At 66.7% G+C, this 18195-nt stretch carries 16 protein-coding genes and 1 tRNA gene; 13 read left to right on the top strand and 4 right to left on the bottom strand.

Features of this window, described 5'->3' with window-relative positions; all coding sequences use genetic code 11:
* The 6 genes from cobW to FJ414_RS10660 are packed head-to-tail and all read left to right on the top strand — an operon-like array spanning nt 1 to nt 8408.
* A complete protein-coding gene (gene cobW / locus FJ414_RS10685; protein WP_140644303.1) occupies nt 1-1038 on the top strand; it encodes a cobalamin biosynthesis protein CobW in 1038 nt (345 codons plus the stop codon).
* Between the two features lie 18 nt (nt 1039-1056).
* On the top strand, nt 1057-4797 hold the full coding sequence (locus FJ414_RS10680) for a cobaltochelatase subunit CobN (RefSeq protein ID WP_140644301.1): 3741 nt from the start codon (nt 1057-1059) through the stop codon (nt 4795-4797).
* Entirely contained in the window at nt 4794-6266 is a 1473-nt protein-coding gene (gene cobG, locus FJ414_RS10675; RefSeq protein WP_140644299.1) for a precorrin-3B synthase, read from the top strand. The genes FJ414_RS10680 and cobG overlap by 4 nt, the downstream gene beginning before the upstream one ends.
* 2 nt (nt 6267-6268) lie before the next feature.
* The gene (locus FJ414_RS10670; RefSeq protein ID WP_140644297.1) at nt 6269-6901 is read left to right on the top strand and encodes a precorrin-8X methylmutase; all 633 of its coding nucleotides are present in this window, start codon (nt 6269-6271) and stop codon (nt 6899-6901) included.
* Complete coding sequence (locus FJ414_RS10665; RefSeq protein WP_140644295.1) at nt 6898-7647, top strand: precorrin-2 C(20)-methyltransferase; 750 nt, start codon at nt 6898-6900, stop codon at nt 7645-7647. Before FJ414_RS10670 ends, FJ414_RS10665 begins: the two co-directional genes overlap by 4 nt.
* The gene (locus FJ414_RS10660; RefSeq protein WP_140644293.1) at nt 7644-8408 is read left to right on the top strand and encodes a precorrin-3B C(17)-methyltransferase; all 765 of its coding nucleotides are present in this window, start codon (nt 7644-7646) and stop codon (nt 8406-8408) included. The genes FJ414_RS10665 and FJ414_RS10660 overlap by 4 nt, the downstream gene beginning before the upstream one ends.
* Here the strand turns inward: FJ414_RS10660 and FJ414_RS10655 are convergent.
* Nucleotides 8372-9139 (bottom strand): cobalt-precorrin-6A reductase, encoded by a 768-nt coding sequence (locus FJ414_RS10655; RefSeq protein ID WP_140644291.1) that lies wholly within the window; start codon nt 9137-9139, stop codon nt 8372-8374. The genes FJ414_RS10660 and FJ414_RS10655 overlap by 37 nt on opposite strands.
* A 1-nt stretch (nt 9140) precedes the next feature.
* Here FJ414_RS10655 and cbiE point away from each other — a divergent pair, with 1 nt between their 5' ends.
* Genes cbiE through cobT form a run of 7 tightly spaced genes read left to right on the top strand, consistent with a single transcriptional unit; the run spans nt 9141 to nt 15465 of the window.
* Nucleotides 9141-10382, top strand: coding sequence for a precorrin-6y C5,15-methyltransferase (decarboxylating) subunit CbiE (gene cbiE, locus FJ414_RS10650; protein WP_140644289.1), 1242 nt, complete (start codon nt 9141-9143; stop codon nt 10380-10382).
* On the top strand, nt 10379-10765 hold the full coding sequence (locus FJ414_RS10645) for a cobalamin biosynthesis protein (RefSeq protein WP_140644287.1): 387 nt from the start codon (nt 10379-10381) through the stop codon (nt 10763-10765). The genes cbiE and FJ414_RS10645 overlap by 4 nt, the downstream gene beginning before the upstream one ends.
* Complete coding sequence (gene cobM / locus FJ414_RS10640; protein WP_140644285.1) at nt 10762-11526, top strand: precorrin-4 C(11)-methyltransferase; 765 nt, start codon at nt 10762-10764, stop codon at nt 11524-11526. The genes FJ414_RS10645 and cobM overlap by 4 nt, the downstream gene beginning before the upstream one ends.
* Nucleotides 11523-12338, top strand: coding sequence for a uroporphyrinogen-III C-methyltransferase (gene cobA / locus FJ414_RS10635; RefSeq protein ID WP_140644283.1), 816 nt, complete (start codon nt 11523-11525; stop codon nt 12336-12338). The genes cobM and cobA overlap by 4 nt, the downstream gene beginning before the upstream one ends.
* The gene (locus FJ414_RS10630; RefSeq protein WP_140644281.1) at nt 12335-13651 is read left to right on the top strand and encodes a cobyrinate a,c-diamide synthase; all 1317 of its coding nucleotides are present in this window, start codon (nt 12335-12337) and stop codon (nt 13649-13651) included. The genes cobA and FJ414_RS10630 overlap by 4 nt, the downstream gene beginning before the upstream one ends.
* Complete coding sequence (locus tag FJ414_RS10625; protein ID WP_140644279.1) at nt 13648-14415, top strand: adenosylcobinamide-GDP ribazoletransferase; 768 nt, start codon at nt 13648-13650, stop codon at nt 14413-14415. The genes FJ414_RS10630 and FJ414_RS10625 overlap by 4 nt, the downstream gene beginning before the upstream one ends.
* Nucleotides 14416-14439: 24 nt before the next feature.
* Entirely contained in the window at nt 14440-15465 is a 1026-nt protein-coding gene (cobT, locus tag FJ414_RS10620) for a nicotinate-nucleotide--dimethylbenzimidazole phosphoribosyltransferase (protein ID WP_140644277.1), read from the top strand.
* A 201-nt stretch (nt 15466-15666) separates the two neighbouring features.
* On the opposite strand, the gene FJ414_RS10615 is transcribed toward cobT, so the two are convergent.
* The 3 genes from FJ414_RS10615 to FJ414_RS10605 form a co-directional block, all read right to left on the bottom strand.
* Nucleotides 15667-16503: a hypothetical protein gene (locus FJ414_RS10615; protein ID WP_140644275.1), complete on the bottom strand. Its 837-nt coding sequence runs from the start codon at nt 16501-16503 to the stop codon at nt 15667-15669.
* 393 nt (nt 16504-16896) lie between these two features.
* Nucleotides 16897-16972: transfer RNA gene (locus tag FJ414_RS10610), tRNA-Lys, on the bottom strand.
* 160 nt (nt 16973-17132) lie between these two features.
* Nucleotides 17133-18035, bottom strand: coding sequence for a PhzF family phenazine biosynthesis protein (locus tag FJ414_RS10605; RefSeq protein WP_140644273.1), 903 nt, complete (start codon nt 18033-18035; stop codon nt 17133-17135).
* Nucleotides 18036-18195: the final 160 nt, after the last annotated feature.

Below are 18195 nucleotides of genomic sequence, written 5' to 3'. Positions count from 1 at the left end.
ATGAACGCTTCCGTTTCTCGTGTTCCCTGCACCGTCGTCACCGGCTTCCTCGGCGCCGGCAAGACGACGCTGATCCGCAACCTGCTCGAGAACGCCAAGGGCAAGCGGCTGGCGATCATCGTCAACGAGTTCGGTGATGTCGGCATCGACGGCGAGATACTGAAAGGCTGCGGCGTCGACACATGCCCGGAGGAAAACATCGTCGAGCTCGCCAATGGCTGCATCTGCTGCACCGTGGCCGACGATTTCGTGCCGGCGCTCGACCAGATCCTGTCGCTCAACCCCAAGGTCGACCACATCCTGATCGAGACCTCCGGCCTCGCTCTGCCGAAGCCGCTGGTCCAGGCCTTCCAGTGGCCGACGGTCAAGAGCCGCGTCACGGTCGACGGGGTCGTCGCCGTTGTTGATGGCCCGGCGCTGGCCGACGGCCGCGTCGCTTCCGACATGGATGCCCTGCAGGCCCAGCGCGCCGCGGACGTGACGCTCGACCATGACGATCCGGTCGAAGAGGTATTCGAGGACCAGATTGCCTGCGCCGACCTGATCATCCTGTCGAAGAGCGACCTGATGGATGCGGCCGGATCGCAGCGCGCCAACGCCGTCATCGGCAAGCACGTCGCGCGCGCCGTGAAGATCGTTCCGACCGCGCAAGGCAAGGTCGACCCGTCGGTGCTGCTCGGTCTCGGCCTCGCCGTCGAGGACGACATCGAGAACCGCAAGACCCATCACGACGACGAGCTCGACCATGAGCACGACGATTTCGATTCCTTCGTCATCGACATCCCTTCGGTCGCCAACCCCGATGAGCTGGCCGAGCGCGTCGCCCTTGCCGCCGAGCAGGAAAACGTGCTGCGCGTCAAAGGCTTCGTCGAGGTCGGTGGCAAGCCGATGCGGCTCCTGCTCCAGGCTGTCGGCCCGCGCGTCAATCATTATTACGACCGCGCCTGGACGGCCGAGGACGACCGCCGTTCGCGGCTCGTCGTCATCGGCCTCAAGGGGCTGAACCGCCCGGCGATCGAGCGTATCCTCGCCGGCTGAGGCAAAGACCAAAAAGCGATGCATATCCTCACCACGACATCCGCTTCGCTCGACGATCTCGCCGAGCCGGTCGACCTCAGGCAGACGCCTGCGGATGTGGTGGCCCTGTCCTTCACCGACAGCGACCTCGCCGGTCTGGCCGCCGCCTGGAAGGCCGATGCCGCGCGGCTGCCCGCGATGCGGCTTGCGGCGCTGCGCGACCTTCGCCACCCGATGTCGGTGGATCTTTGGATCGACAGCGTCGCCCGCCACGCCAAGGTCGTCCTGGTGCGCATCCTCGGCGGCTATGAGTGGTGGCGCTATGGCTGCGACCAGCTCGCCGCGGTCGCGCGCGAGCGCGGCATCAAGCTGGCGCTGCTGCCCGGTGAAAGCCATGACGAGGACCAGCGGCTGATCGAAGGCTCGACCCTGCCGCGCGCCGAGCTCGACGCCCTGCTCGGCTATTTCCGCGAAGGCGGGCCGGCCAATATGGCGGCGCTGGTGCAAAGGCTGGCAAGGCTTGCTGGGGCTGAGGCGGCCGTGGTTGATGCGGTCAGTGTGCCGAAGGCGGGGTACTATCGGCCGGGAGTTGGTGTCGTCGAGAAGTCGAACGTTTCAAGGGTCGGCATTCCTTCGCACCCCCCTCTGTCCTGCCGGACATCTCCCCCGCAAGGGGGGAGATCAGCCGTCACCCAAGCCGGCTTTATCTCTGCTTCGTCAAATATCGAGCTAGCTGAAACATCTACAGTTGGCGAAACCGTCGACCACAGAGCAATCTCCCCCCTTGCGGGGGAGATGTCCGGCAGGACAGAGGGGGGTGTGACGGAACTCGGCGTCGACAATTTCGCAGTCGTCCCCATCCTCTTCTACCGTTCCATGCTGCTTGCCGCAGACATCGCGCCGATCGACGCATTGGCCGAGGCATTACATTCGCAAGGCATGGCCCCGGTGCCGATCTTCGTTTCCAGCCTCAAGGATCCGGCGTCTCTCGCCTTCGTCGAAAACGCGATCGCCTCGCTGAATCCCGCCGCCATCGTCACCGCCACCGCCTTCGCCTCCGGCGCGGAGCCCGGCGCCGAGACCCTGTTCGACCGCGCCGGCGTGCCGGTGTTCCAGGTCATCGTCGCCACGACGAGACGCGAGGTCTGGGAAAAAAACCAGCGCGGCCTGGCGCCCGCCGATCTCGCCATGCATGTCGTGCTGCCCGAGCTCGACGGCCGTATCCTCGCCGGCGCCATCTCGTTCAAGGACGAGGTCGAAACCGACCCGGCGCTCGCCTTCCGCGCCTTCGCCAACCGGCCGGAGGCCGATCGCGTCGAGCAGGTCGCCAGGCGGATCGCTGCCTTTATCCGCCTGCAGCGGACCGAGCGGGCCGAACGCAAGCTTGCCATCCTGATCCCCGATTATCCCAGCGCGCCCGGGCGGACCGGCTATGCCGTTGGGCTTGATGTGCCGTCAAGCGTGCTCGCCATGCTGCATGACCTGAAGGAACAGGGCTATGCGGTTGACGGGATTCCGCAATCGCCGCGGCGATTGCTGGATGTGTTGGAGGTTGGTGGGCTTGGCCTCTCCGTAGAGGACTACTCCGCCTTTTCGTTCGAACTGCCGAGGGAAGCGCGCGATGCAGTAGAGGCCGTGTGGGGCAAGGCAGAAGGGATAGGTTCGCGCGAGGCACCCCCCTCTGTCCTGCCGGACATCTCCCCCGCAAGGGGGGAGATCGATCTGTCGCCACCGCTTTCGCCAATTGTCGGAGTTGCAGGAACGGCGCCTTCGACGGAACTGCCAATCTCCCCCCTTGCGGGGGAGATGTCCGGCAGGACAGAGGGGGGTGTTCAAGCGCCGAACTCGGCAACCTTCCCCTTCCGCGCCGCCACCTTCGGCAACGTCACCGTGGCGCTGGCCCCCGACCGCGGCCGCTCGGCCGACCGCCGCGCCGACTATCACGACCCGACGCTCCCCCCGCGCCACGAGTTGATCGCCTTCGGCCTCTGGCTGCAAAAATCGCTCGGCGCGCATGCCATCATCCATGTCGGCGCGCATGGCACGCTGGAATGGCTGCCAGGCAAGACGGTGGCGCTATCCGACACCTGCTTCCCCGAGATCGTCACTGGATCGTTGCCGGTCATCTATCCCTTCATCGTCTCCAATCCCGGCGAGGCCGCGCAGGCCAAGCGCCGCATTTCGGCCGTCACGCTTGGCCATCTGCCGCCGCCGCTGACCGGCGCAGGCCTCGACGAGGTCCAACAGAAGCTGGAGCGCTTGGTCGATGAATATGCCCAGGCCGACGGCCTCGACCGCCGCCGCCGCGACCGTCTGGCTAGGCTGATCGTCGAGACGGCGCAAAGGACCGGCCTGGCCTCCGAAGCCGGCGTTGCCGGCACTGACGCTCCGGACGAAGCGCTGCGCCGCATCGACGCCTGGCTCTGCGACCTCAAGGATTTCGCCGTCAAGGACGGGCTGCATGTCTATGGCCGCGCGCTGGAGGACGAGGTCGATCCACTGCGCCGGCAAAGCGCCGAGGCTGAGAAGTCTGCCCTGCTCGCCGCGCTCGATGGCCGCCACATCAAGGCAGGTCCCGCCGGCGCGCCGGCGCGTGGTCGCTCCGATGTGCTGCCCACCGGCCGCAATCTCTTCACCGCCGATCCGCGCACCATGCCGACGCCGACTGCTTACGATCTCGGCCAGGCGGCGGCGGAAGAAGTGGTGCGCAGTTATATGCAAAGCCACGGCGACTGGCCGCGCTCGCTGGTCATCGATCTTTGGGGCTCGGCCTCCTTGCGCACGGGCGGCGAGGAGATCGCGCAAGGGTTGGCGCTGATGGGCTGTCGGCCGCAATGGGATGCCGCCACGGGTCGCGTCACCGGCATCGAGGTGCTGCCGCCGGCGGCGCTCGGCCGCCCGCGCGTCGACGTCACCTGGCGTATCTCCGGCCTGTTCCGCGACATGTTTCCGACCCAGATCGCGCTGATCGACGCCGCGGCCGACGCGGTCGCCAGCCGCGACGAGGACGATTCGGAAAATCCCCTCGCCGCGGCGACACGCGCTGAGGGCAAGATCGGCCCGCGCATTTTCGGCACTTCGCCCGGCACCTATGGCGCCGGCGTCGAGGACCTGCTGTCGCGCGGCGAATGGGGCGCGCGCGAAGAGATCGGCCGCGCCTATCTCGACGCGACATCGCACGCCTATGGCGGCGCCGACGGCGAAGCGATCTCCGCGCCCGGCGCTTTCGAGAGACGGATCGCGGAAGCCGATCTCCTCGTCCACACCGGCGACGATCCCGGCCGCGACATCCTCGAGGGCTCGGCCGACGTCGCCTTCATCGGTGGCTTTTCGGCCGCCCTTGCCACGCTTGGCCGGAATGCCGACGTCATCGTGCTCGACACGACCGATCCGAAGAAGCCGAAACCGCGCTCGGTCGGCGATGCAGTATCGCGCGTCGTGCGGGCCCGCGCCGTCAACCCGCGCTTCATCGCCGGCCAGATGCGCCATGGCCCGCGCGGCGCCTCCGAATTCGCCGAGACCGTCGATCGGCTGGTCGGTTTCGCCGAGACCACGCATGCCATATCAGGCGCGCTGATCGAGGCGGTGCATGACGCCTATGTCGGCGACACGGACGTCCGCGCCTTCCTGCTGCGCGAGAACCCGGCCGCCGCCAAGGCCATCGCCGAGCGCTTTCTCGCTGCGCGGCGGCGCGGCCTCTGGCATCCGCTCAGGAATTCCATCGACGACGATCTCGCGGCCCTGATCGCCGAGGCCCAGGCAAGCGGGGTGGCGGCATGAACGCCTTTTCGCGCCGCGGCGCCTGCCCTGCGCTGAGCGCACCGATGCAAACCGGTGATGGGCTTCTCGTCCGGCTCAACCCGGTCGCTGGAGGAATTTCTCCGAAGTCGCTGATCGGACTCGGCGAATCCGCCTTGCGCCACGGCAACGGCATCATGGAAGTGACCGCGCGCGGCAGCCTGCAGATCCGTGGTTTGACGGCGGACAGCGCGCGGCTGCTGGCGACGGAGGTGGATGCGCTTGGCATTGCCGTGCGCAGCGGCGTGCCGGTCGAAATCGGGCCGCTGGCGGGAATCGATCCGCAGGAAATTGCGGATCCGCGCCCTCTGGCCGAGCGGATCAGGGTGGCGATCGAAGAGGCCGGGCTGACGGCAAGGCTGGGACCGAAGGTGTCGGTGGTTGTCGACGGCGGCGGGCAGTTGACGATGGATGCCGTGACGGCCGACGTGAGGCTGAAGGCGGTAAAGACTAAGGGCGCTACCCTCTGGAGCCTATCGATTGCCGGCGACGCACGGAGTGCAAAGCCACTCGCGACAGTCGATGAAGATGCGGCGCGCGACATTGCCGTCGCGGCTCTTAGGATGGTCGCTGAAAAAGGGCGCGAGGCGCATACGCGGGATTTGTCGGAGCGGCAGCTGGCTTCGCTCGCGGGTTGGCATTCCTTCACCCCCCTCTCTGTCCTGCCGGACATCTCCCCCTCAAGGGGGGAGATTGGCAGTTCCCGCGCCGGCTCTCCACTTTCGGCGTTGGAGATTGGCGAAAGCCGCGATGACAAGGCAATCTCCCCCCTTGAGGGGGAGATGTCCGGCAGGACAGAGAGGGGGGCGCGGGAACGCCAGCCTGCGGGAAGCCCCATTGGCCTATTTAACCTCGGCAACACCCACGCCCTCGGCATCGGCCTGCCCTTCGGCAGCATGCCCGCCCAGTCCCTCATCGATCTCGCCGTACAAGCCGCGAACCTCCGCGCCATCGAAATCCGCCTCGCCCCAGGCCGCGCCTTGCTCTTCCTCGGCCTCTCCGCACCCTCCTCCCTGCAAACCTCCGCCGCCACCCTCGGCTTCGTCACCGACCCCACGGACCCACGCATCCGCATAGCTGCCTGCCCCGGCACGCCGGCCTGCGCTTCCGGCCGTATCGCCACGCGCGCCATCGCCGAAACCATTGCAAAACAAAGCTCCGGCCTCATCGACGCCTCGCTGACGCTCCACGTTTCCGGCTGCGCCAAGGGCTGCGCGCATCCCGGCGCGGCGGCACTGACCCTGGTCGGCGACGAAAACGGAGCCGGACTTGTCGTGGACGGGACGGCAAAGGCCCTTCCTGCCGCGTACAGGCCGGGCTATGACGCCGCGCGCGGCATCGCCGGCATCCTTGCCGCGCTGCGCGCGCAACGACATCAAGGCGAGACTGCCGCCGCCTGCCTGGCAAGGCTTGGCGCGGCCGGCATCGCCGAACTCTATCGACGGAACTGAAAATGGCCGCCTACGACTATATCCATGACGGGATGGCGATCTACGAGCGCTCTTTCGCCATCATCCGCGCCGAGGCGGATCTGTCGCGCTTCTCGGAGGCGGAAGCCGATGTCGCGATTCGCATGATCCATGCCTGCGGCCAGGTCGAAGCCGCCAGCCATTTTGTTTTCTCCAATGGCTTCGTCGATGCGGCCCGCACCGCATTCGCGGCCGGCGCGGCGATCTTCTGCGATGCCGAGATGGTGGCCCACGGCGTCACCCGCGCCCGGTTGCCGGCCGGCAACAAGGTGATCTGCACGCTGCGCGACCCGCGCACGCACGACATCGCCAGGGAAATCGGCAACACCCGCTCGGCCGCCGCGATCGACCTTTGGGGTGAGCGCATGGCCGGTTCGGTCGTCGCCATCGGCAATGCGCCGACCGCGCTCTTCTATCTGCTCGAAAAACTGCGCGACGGCGCGCCAAAGCCCGCCGTGATCATCGGCATGCCGGTCGGTTTCGTCGGCGCCGCCGAATCCAAGGATGCGCTGGCCGAGAACTCTTACGGCGTGCCCTATGCCATCGTGCGCGGCAGGCTGGGCGGCAGCGCCATGACCGCCGCCGCGCTCAATTCGTTGGCGAGGCCGGGCCTGTGAACGCGATTGTAAAAGGCCGTCTTGTCGGCGTAGGCACCGGCCCGGGCGACCCCGAACTGCTGACGCTGAAAGCGGCGCGCGCGCTGGCCGAGGCCGACGTCGTCGCCTATTTCGCCAAGCGCGGCAACAACAGCAATGCCCGCGCCATCGTCGAAACGCGCTTCCGGCCGGACATGATCGAGCTGCCGCTGCTTTATCCGGTGACCACCGAAATCGACAAGGACCATGACGACTACCGCTCGCAGATCGCCGATTTCTACGAGCAGTCGGCCGAACAGGTCGCCGAGCATCTCGGCGCCGGCAGGATGGTGGCGGTGCTGTCGGAAGGCGATCCGCTCTTCTACGGCTCGTATATGCATCTGCATGTGCGGCTTGCACACCGATTCCCGACGGAAGTCATCCCCGGCATCACCGCCATGTCCGGCTGCTGGTCGACCACTGGCCTGCCGATCGTCCAGGGCGACGATGTGCTGACCGTGCTGCCGGGCACGATGAGTGAGTTCGAGCTGACCCGCCGCCTCGCCGACACCGATGCCGCGGTGATCATGAAGGTCGGCCGCAACCTGCCAAAAATCCGCCGCGCGCTGGAAGCGGCCGGCAAGCTGGCGAAAGCCGTCTATGTCGAGCGCGGCACGATGCCGGGCAGCATCTCGATGCGGCTTGCCGAAAAACCGGACGACAAGGCGCCCTATTTCGCCATCGTACTGGTCGCGGGCTGGTCGGCGCGCCCCGGAGCCAAAGCATGAGCGGCCGCCTCACCGTCATCGGTCTCGGTCCGGGCAATGCCGACCAGGTCACGCCGCAGGCCAGCCATGCGGTGGCCGAGGCTTCGTTCTTTTATGGCTACAAGCCCTATCTTGACCGGCTTGAACTGCGGCCGGACCAGACCCGCATTGCCTCCGACAATCGAGAGGAACTTGCCCGCTCCAACGAGGCGCTGGCCAAGGCGGCCGAAGGCCACAGCGTCGCCGTCGTTTCCGGAGGCGATCCCGGCGTCTTTGCCATGGCCGCGGCTGTCTGCGAGGCGATCGAAGCCGGGCCCGACGAATGGCGTTCGATCGACCTGTCGGTCGTACCCGGCGTCACCGCCATGCTTGCGGTGGCAGCCCGCATCGGCGCGCCGCTCGGCCACGATTTCTGCGCCATCTCGCTCTCCGACAATCTGAAGCCGTGGGACCTGATCGAGCTGCGCCTGCTGGCGGCGGCTGGAGCCGGCTTCGTCATCGCGCTCTACAACCCGATCAGCAAGGCCCGTCCCTGGCAGCTTGGCCGCGCCTTCGAATGCCTGAAGGCGATCCTACCCGGCACCACGCCGGTGATCTTCGGCCGCGCCGCCGGGCGCCCCGACGAGCGCATCGAGGTTTTTCTGCTGGCAGACGCCGATGCGGAAAAGGCCGACATGTCGACCTGCATCATCATCGGCTCGCCCGAGACCCGGATCATCAAGCGCGGCGAACGGCCGGCGCTGGTCTACACGCCGCGTTCGGCAACGGGCTCGAAAAGATGATCGACTTTTCCCGCCAGCGCATCGACGGTTTCGGCCGAGGGCACGTCAGGCAGCGCCGGCCGGCGGATCATGACCACTTCGATGCCGAGTGCCCGCGCAGCGGTGATCTTGCCATAGGTCGCCTCGCCGCCGCTGTTCTTGGACACGACGGCGTCGATACCGTATCTTTCGAGCAAAGCCCGTTCGTCCGCCTCCGGAAACGGCCCGCGCGCCAGCATGTAGAGCGCATCGGGCACCGCGAGCTTCGGCTCGACCGGATCGACGCTGCGGATCAAGTAGCGATGCTGGGGCGCGGTCTCGAAGGCCCCGGCCTCCTGCCGGCCGATCGCGAGGAAAACGCGGCGCGGCGCCGTGCCGAGGGCGCTTGCCGCCTCAGCAACGTCATCGACCAGCGTCCAGTGGTCGCCTGCGACAGGCTCCCAGCCGGGACGACGCAGCGCAAGGATCGGCACGCCGGACCGCTTGGCCGCCTCGGCGGCATTGGCCGAGATACGGGCGGCGTATGGATGCGTGGCGTCGATCAGCAGATCGACATGCTCTTCGCGAAGATAGGCAGCCAATCCCTCCGCGCCGCCAAAACCGCCGACACGCACCGGCACGCCTTGTGCGGCCGGGCTTTCGGTGCGGCCGGCAAGCGACAGCGTGACCGAAAAATCCTCGCGGCGGACGAGCTTCCCGGCCAATTGCCGAGCTTCCGTCGTTCCGCCGAGGATCAGGATATGGTGGGTCATCATGCCTGCTAAGGGTCCGCGCGCTGCCAAGCCCGCATCGAGGTGGCTCACCATCGTCGGCATCGGCGAGGACGGTGTAGCGGGTCTCGGCGACGAGGCCAAGCAGCGGATTGCCGAGGCCGAGATCGTCTTCGGCGGGAAGCGGCATCTCGGCCTTGTCGCGTCGCTGGCCAAGGGCGAAGCGCGCCCGTGGCCGACGCCCTTCGATGCCGAAATGCGCGACGTGCTGGCGGTCGCGGGCAAAAAAATCTGCGTGCTCGCGTCCGGCGACCCGTTCTTTCATGGCGTCGGCGCCACGCTGGCGCGCAAGGTCAAGCCGGATGAGATGCTCGCCCTCCCGGCTCCATCGTCGCTGTCGCTGGCCGCCTCCCGTCTCGGCTGGGCGCTGCAGGACGTCGAGACCATCTCGCTGCACGGCCATTCCATCGATCTGATCCGGCCCCTGCTCCATCCCGGCGCGCGCATCCTGGCGCTCACCTCCGACGCCGACGCGTCGGCGGCTATCGCTGCACTGCTCGACGAGCTCGGTTTCGGCCCTTCGCGGCTGACGGTCCTTGAAGCGCTCGGCGGTATGGATGAGGCGCATCGAACCTCCCGCGCCGATGCCTTCGACCTCAAAAACATCAACCCGCTCAACGTGCTGGCGCTCGAAATTGAAACGACGCCGGATGCGCGCATCCTGCCGCTGGCCTCCGGCCTTGCCGATCATCTGTTCGAGCATGACGGCCAGATCACCAAGCGCGAGATCCGCGCCGTCACGCTGTCGGCGCTGGCGCCACGCCGTGGCGAGCTGCTGTGGGATATCGGCGCCGGTTCCGGCTCGATCGGCATCGAATGGATGCTGGCGCATTCCTCGCTGCGCGCCATCGCCATCGAGGCCGACGGCGAACGCGCCGCCCGCATCCAACGCAATGCCGCGCATTGCGGCGTGCCCGGCCTTGTCGTGGTCGAAGGCGCCGCGCCCAAGGCGTTCGCCAAGCTCGAAACGCCGGATGCGATCTTCATCGGCGGCGGCGGCAGCGATGCCGGCGTGCTGGAGAAGGCGATCAAGGCGCTCCGTCCCGGTGGCCGATTGGTCGCCAATGCGGTGACGCTGGAGATGGAGGCGCTGCTGCTCGACCAGTACAACCGCCGCGGCGGCGATCTTACCCGCATCGCGCTGTCGCGCGCGGCAGCTGTCGGATCCATGCAGGCGTGGCGGCCGGCCATGCCGGTGACGCAGTGGAGCTGGGTGAAACTATGATGGTTGCGGGCATCGGCAGCCGCAAAGGCGTGACGGCGGGCGACGTTCGCGCAGCGGTCGAGACCGCGCTCGAAGCGCATGGGCTGGCGATGACGGCGCTTTCCGCGCTGGCGACGGGCGAAATCAAGCGCGACGAGCCGGCGATCTTCCTTGCCGGCCGAGACCTCGACCTCCCCGTGCTCATCATGTCCGACGCTGCGCTGCAATCCGTCTCGTCCGGCACGGTCAGTCGGTCCGAAGCGTCGCAGGCCCAGGCTGGCACGCCTTCGGTTTCGGAAGCCTCGGCTCTGGCCGCGGCCGGAAAAGGTGCGAAACTGCTTGGGCCGCGCATCGTGCTCGGTCCTGTGACCTGCGCTATCGCTCTTGGCGGAGGTACCGCATGACCGTCCATTTCATCGGCGCCGGTCCAGGTGCGGCCGATCTCATCACGCTGCGCGGCGCGCGGCTCCTGGCCAGTTGCCCGGTCTGCCTCCATGCCGGCTCGATCGTCGCGCCCGAATTGCTCGAGCATTGTGCGCCTGGCACCAAATTGATTGACACCGCGCCGATGTCGCTCGACGAAATCGAGGCCGAATATGTCGCCGCGCATAAGGCCGGCCAGGATGTAGCGCGCCTGCATTCCGGCGACCTCTCCGTTTGGAGCGCGGTGGCCGAACAGATCAGGCGGCTGGAAAAACACGGAATCCCTTATACGCTGACTCCAGGCGTGCCTTCCTTCGCGGCAGCCGCGGCCGCGCTGCGCCGCGAGCTCACCATTCCAGAACTGGCGCAGAGCCTGGTGCTGACCCGCGTTTCCGGCCGCGCCTCGAAAATGCCGCCAGGCGAGACGCTGGCCGGCTTCGGCCGCACCGGCGCCACGCTTGCCATTCACCTTGCCATTCATGCCATCGATCGCGTCGTCGCAGATCTCACGCCACTTTACGGCGCCGAATGTCCGGTCGCGGTCGTCTTCCGCGCTTCCTGGCCGGATGAGCGCATCTTGACGGGCACGCTTGGCACCATCGAGGAGCAGCTGGCGCAAAACCCGATGGAGCGCACGGCAATCATCTTTGTCGGCAGCGCCCTGGCCGCGCAGGATTTCGGCGAAAGCTCATTGTACGACGCCCATTACCAGCGGCGTTTTCGCGGACGGGACGGATTGTGAACGGCAGCGCCAATACGAACGGACGGGCAACGGTGGAACAGGCGCTTGCGCGCCTGAACTTCAAGCCGCGCGAGCTTGAGCCCGGCCATGTCTGGCTGGCCGGCGCCGGCCCCGGCGATACCGGCTGCCTGACGCTGGAAGTGCTGGCGGCGCTCGGGCAATGCGACGCGCTGGTCTATGACGCGCTGGTCTCGCCCGATGTCGTGGCGGTCGCTCAAGGCGCCGAGCTTTACTACGCTGGAAAACGCGGTGGTCAGCCCTCGATGAAGCAGGACGACATCAACGCCCTGCTGGTACGGTTGGCGCGCGAAGGCCGCCGTGTCGTGCGGCTCAAAGGCGGCGACCCTTATATTTTCGGCCGCGGTGGCGAAGAGGCCTTGGCGCTCGCGGGCGAAACCATTCCGTTCCGCGTGCTTTCCGGCCTGACCTCCGGTCTCAGCGCATTGGCAGCCACCGGCATTCCGACCACCATGCGCGGCATCAACAAGGCCGTTATCCTGGCTACCGGCCATGCCGCCGGCACGGATGACGACATCGACTGGGCGGCGATCGCCCGCACTGGACAACCGGTCGTCATCTATATGGGCATGGCCAATCTGCCGGTCATCGCGGCAAAGCTGCTCAGCGGCGGCCTCGCGCCGTCGACACCCGCGGCTGTGATCGTCGCCGCGACGACGCCGCAGGAACGCACCGTCGTCGCCACGCTCGCCACCATCGCGGACGAAGCCGCGGCCGCCGGGCTCGCTTCCCCGGCGCTGATCGTGGTCGGCGGCATCGTCGCCATGCGCGCAGCACTGACGGGCGGCACATGACGGCGCGCGCGATCATCATCGGCGCGCCGCGCTCCGGCTCGGGCAAGACCAGCGTCACCATCGGCCTGCTGCGCGCGCTCGCCCGGCGCGGCCTGAAAGTGCGCGGCGCGAAGTCCGGACCGGACTATATCGACCCGGGCTTCCACGCTGCCGCCACCGGCCTGTCCGGCGTCAACCTCGACAGCTGGGCGATGCCGCCTGCCCTGCTCAACGCGCTGGCCAGCCAAGCCGCCGAGGACACCGAATACATCATCCTCGAAAGCGCGATGGGCCTGTTCGACGGCATCCCCGCGCCGGAGGGCCGCTCCGGCTCGGCCGCCGATCTCGCCCGGCTCTACGGCTTGCCTGTGCTTTTGGTGCTCGACGTTTCCGGGCAGTCGACCACGGCGGCGGCGGTGGCCAAGGGTTTTGCCACCTACGATCCCGATGTGCGCATGGCCGGCGTCGTGCTCAACCGGCTCGGCAGCGAACGCCACCGGCGGCTGTCGGGCGACGCCATCGAGGCGATCGGCCTGCCCGTGGTCGGCGCCATCCTGCGCGATCCGACGCTCAACCTGCCGGAGCGGCATCTCGGCCTTGTCCAGGCCGGCGAGTACGAGAACCTGATGGCGCATCTCGACCGGCTGGCCGACATGGTCGAGAAATCGCTCGACATCGACGCCATCCTGGCGCTGGCGACCCCGCTGGAGCCGGCAGCCGGCGACTTCGCCGATGCCTTGCAACCGCCAGCGCAGCGCATCGCGCTGGCCGAGGACGCCGCCTTCACTTTCCTTTATCCGCATGTCGCCACGCATTGGCGCAGGGCCGGCGCCGAGATCGCCCCCTTCTCGCCACTCGCCGACGAGAAGCCGAGGGAAGATTGCGATGTCTGCTGGCTGCCCGGCGGCTATCCCGAGCTGCATGCCGGCAAGCTCGCGGCCGCGACGAACTTCCGGACGGGAATGGCGCGCTTCGCGGCGACGAAGCCTGTTCACGGCGAGTGCGGCGGCTTCATGGTGCTGGGCGAAGTGCTGGAAGATGCGGACGGCGAGAGCCACAAAATGCTCGGCCTGCTTGGCCATTCGACCAGCTTCGCCAGGCGCAAGATGAACCTTGGCTATCGCGAGGCGCGGCTGCGCGCCGCCTGCCCGTTGGGGCCGGAGGGCACGCTGATCCGCGGCCATGAATTCCACTATGCGCAGATGACCGCCACGGGCAATGACGAGCCGCTGGCTGACCTTGCCGATGGCCAGGGCAATCCGCTCGGCGCCTCCGGTTACCGGCGCGGCCACGTCAGCGGCACCTTCTTCCATGCCATTGCGAGGGGCGCATGAGCGGCCCTTCCGCGCCCCGGCAAGTGCTTGACGATATCGGCCTCAGCCTCGTCTTCTTCATCAGATTGAGATTGCCCTCAAGCGATTTCGGCGGCCGCAGCCTCGCGGATGCGATCTGGGCGGCGCCCTTCGCCGGTCTCGCGGTGGCGATCATCGGCGCGCTCGTCTACGCCATCGCCGCAGTTCTCGACCTCGCCACCGGGCCGTCCGCCGCGCTCACGCTCGCCGCGACGATGCTCGTCACCGGCTGCCTGCATGAGGACGGGCTTTCCGACATCGCCGACGGCTTCGGCGGTGGCCGAACACGCGACAGGAAACTGGAGATCATGCGCGACAGCCGCATCGGCGCCTATGGCGCGGCGGCGCTCGGTGTCTCGCTGCTCATCCGCTGGAGCGCGCTGTCCGAGCTGACCGGTCCCGGCCACGTCGTCCTGGCGCTGCTTGCCGCGCATGCGGCCTCGCGCGGCCTGTTCGGCGCCTTCATGCATCTTCTGCCGCCGGCCCGAGCCGACGGTCTGTCCGCCAATGCAGGCTCTGTCACGACCGAGACCGCCATCGTCGGCGCGGCGCTCGGCGCGGTGGCGCTGCTGGCGCTCGGCCTTGGCGGCGCGATAGCAGCACTCATCCTGCTCGGCCTGATCTTCATGGGCTTCCGCGCGCTTTGCCTCAGCCAGATCGGCGGCCAGACCGGCGACACGATCGGCGCGCTGCAGCAGCTCGGCGAGATCGCCGTGCTGCTCGTCGCATCCGTTTGCCTTTCCTGATTCTCTTTCGGAGACCTTGCCCCCATGTCCCCCCAAACAACGTCCTTCAAATCGCTCGAAGACCTTCGCGCCGCTTGCCTCGATCTTCCCGCCGGCAGCGACGCGGCCGCCGGCGCCGTCGCGAGGCGCCAGGACACGCTGACCAAGCCGCCGGGCAGCCTCGGCCGGCTGGAAACCATCGCCGCCTGGCTCGGCCGCTGGCAGGGCCGCGACATGCCGAAGCTCGATGCGGTGAAAGTCTTCGTCTTCGCCGGCAATCACGGCGTCACCGCGCAGGGCGTGTCGGCCTATCCTTCGGAAGTCACGGTACAGATGGTGGCGAATTTCGCCGGCGGCGGTGCGGCCATCAACCAGCTTGCCCGCATTGCCGGCGCCAAGCTGGACGTCATCCCGCTCGATCTCGAGCATCCGACCGGCGACTTCACGCAGATTCCGGCGATGGACGAGCAGGCGTTCCTCGCCGCCGTCTCGGCCGGCTATGACGCCGTGACCAAGGACCTCGATCTCGTCTGCTTCGGCGAGATGGGCATCGGCAACACGACGCCGGCGGCGGCGATCTCCACCGCCCTCTTCGGCGGCGGCGCCGAGAAATGGACGGGTCGCGGCACCGGCGTCGACGACGCCGGCCTGCAGCGCAAGGTCGTGGCCATCGAGGCTGGCCTCAAGCGCCATGCCGATTCGCTCTCCGACCCGCTGAAGATCGCTGCCGCCCTTGGCGGGCGCGAGCTGGCGGCGATCTTCGGCGCCACGCTCGCCGCGCGCAAGAACAACGTGCCGGTGCTGCTCGACGGCTTTGTGTGCACTGCCGCGGTCGCGCCATTGGCAAGGCTGCACCCGACCGGCCTCGCCCACACCATCGCCGCCCACGTCTCGGCCGAAGCCGGCCACCGCCGCCTGCTCGAAGCGCTCGGCCTGCCGCCGCTGCTCGATCTCGGCATGCGGCTAGGCGAAGGCTCCGGCGCCTGCCTTGCCGTCAACATCGTCCGTTCCGCTTTGGAATGCCACGCGAAGATGGCGAGCTTCGCCGAGGCCGGCGTTTCGGAGAAGTAGACGACACCCCCAGATTGCGTGCGATGCACCCGAAGCGCCGGTGAAGCATTGTTTCTTCCGATCGCTGACGGCCTACCGGTCAGAGCGATCCCAGCAAAAGTGTGAGCGGAACTGCTCCAGCTAAGCCGGAGAGATAGGGCGTTTCGCCGTTTCCATGAAACGGTGAAACGCCCCAGTCCTTCGAGGCGATCGCGGGCAGGTTCACTGCGAAGCGGCAAACCCGCATTGCTTCTGTTCCATCTCGATCTGCTTTGTGATGCGGATGGCGTTCTGCGCGTAGGCCTCGGTCACCGAGCCGCTGTTCACGGTCTTGTCCTTCAAGGGACTCACCGCGGCACAGAGATGGAAAACATGCGGTTCGGAGGACTTCGCGGCTCCGTTTTCCGGCGCGATCCAGTACACGACATCCTGACCGGCAGGGTGACTCGCGTCCTTCGTCGCCGCGGTCACCGCAGAGGTATCCGTGGCGATCTCCTGAGCCTGGGCGGCGACTTCGGGCGAACAGGCCGTGGTCGGCTGTCCCGCCCTGATCTGGGCCGCGCACGAGTTCATGTCCTGGGTGTACTGCTCGACCGACGGGGGCTTGAAGCTGACGCCCATTGCAGTCGCAAGCACGGCCAGCGCAGCACCCACTCCGCCGGCTACCTTCTTGGTCTGCGGATCCATATTCTTGTCGGTGAGGATAAGGAAGATCAACGGGAGGAAGGCAATCAGCGTGATGATCGCGCCGAGCTGGTTTTGGAAGAAGAACCTGGCCGTGTCGGATGCCCGGGCCGGGTCGTGCCGGTTGGCTGCCTTCCACAGCAAGTTACCGGCGATTGCGAAAATCGCGATTCCGACCAGAATGCCGATCAACAGCGGCAGATTCCCTTGGTCGAACTTGCGCTGGTAAAACAAGACGATCCCGGCAATCTCGCCGCCAATGGCGATAATCCACGAGAGCGCGGCGAAAAGGCGAAGGCGCGTCGCGGCGGACTTTTGGCCCTGCGTTGCTTGCCAATCCTTGGTGACGTCTGCGGCCGGCTTGTTGTCGGTCATGACCAAATCCCCTGAAATCGACACTTTGCAGGACGGCTTCAATCGAAAGGCCAACTCGCCCGGCGCAGCATCATTGAACGAACGTCTCGTCGTCTGCCTTCGCGACGCAGCGAAAAATGTGAGCGCCGCGACAGGCCACGTCCCCATCCATATTGCGCACGAGCGGAAGCGTCCATACCCACGGCGCAGACTCCAGTGTGGCGGTGCCTTTGCTCTTCTTTATCTCCGGCTCGAGCCTGACGCTGCCTTCGCCGGCGATTTTGCGGGAGCGGCCGTGATCACAGGACTGGCCGAAGCAACCCCACACCCATACCTCCGAGCAGCGACCTGCTAAGACCCGGAAAAGAGGAGTTTTCCGCAGGCGTAAAATACTAGCAAAAGCAAGGGACTAGATGGTGGGTGTGCACAGGATCGAACTGTGGACCCGCTGATTAAGAGTCAGCTGCTCTACCAACTGAGCTACACACCCACACCGCTGGAAAACCAGCGTCGGCGGCGCATATAGCCGCCGCTTTCGGTGATGTCTAGCCCTGCCGGATCATTTCCCGACAAATAGACATGGCATGAACCCGAAAAGTGGATTCCGGTTTTCAGAAAAGATCATACCAGCTCAAAAAAGGCCGCAGGCGTCAGACAAACAGCTTGCCTTCAGCCATCTTGATCGCATGGCCGCCGATGCGCGCGGAGGCCAGTTTCCCGCCATCGACATTGAGCTCGAGCCGGATGCGCGACGGCCGGCCCATTTCCAGCCCCTGCTCGATCCAGAGCTGCGAGATGCCGTCGGTCGGAGCGTCGAAATGCATGATGGCGCCGGCAAAGGCCGCCGCGGCCGAACCCGTGGCCGGATCCTCGTAGGAAGGCGTGCCGGGCACGATCATGCGCACATGGAAGGCGCTGTCGTGGTGGACCCGCTCGCGGCAGTAGACATAGGGGCTGGCGAAGGCCCAGTCGCTCTTGCGCGGCGCAAGTTCCGACCACGCCTGGTTATCGAGCCTGATCTTGGCTGCCGCTTCAAGGTCCGCGACGGGAATGGTCACGTAAGGCACGCCGGCAGACCAGAAGGCGACGCGGTGATTCTCGAAGCCGATCTCGTGCGGAGCAAGGCCGAGCGCCGCGCCGATTGCTTCCGGGTCGGCCTTGAGCTCCAACGGTTCCGGCAGTTTCGCCAGGTCGAACTCGGCAAAGGTCGAGCCGTCGTGCTTGCTCACCGCGCAACGCACCGGCCCGATATTCTCCTCCAGCACGAAGATGCCGGCCGCTTCCCCGGCCAGTTCCGCCAGCGCGATCGCCGAGCCGACCGTCGGATGCCCGGCGAAAGGCATTTCGTAGTCGGGCGTGAAGATGCGGATACGGTTGCGATGCTTTGGATTGTCGGCAGGCAGCACGAACACCGTCTCGGAAAGATTGAATTCGCGCGCGATCGCCTGCATGCCGGCAGTGTCGAGCCCATCGCTGTCGAGCACCACGGCAAGCGGATTTCCGGCCAGCCTTTCGGTGGTAAACACATCGTAAAGCAAGTAATTGCGCGCCATGGAGAAAACCTTTCACCTCGCCTCGAATTTCTGCCTCAATCCCAACATGAGGGAAATTTAATTTGAAATTCGAACCTTAAGGCCTGATCTGTGCACGGATAGGGACATCGATTTTCAGCATAGGGGTCCGGGGTGGACCAGATTGTCAATCCGCCAAACG

Source organism: Mesorhizobium sp. B3-1-6 (genome assembly GCF_006439555.1).
Taxonomy (GTDB): domain Bacteria; phylum Pseudomonadota; class Alphaproteobacteria; order Rhizobiales; family Rhizobiaceae; genus Mesorhizobium.
The sequence above is the reverse complement of the archived record's forward strand: the minus strand, read 5'-3'. Positions and strand labels throughout refer to the sequence as shown.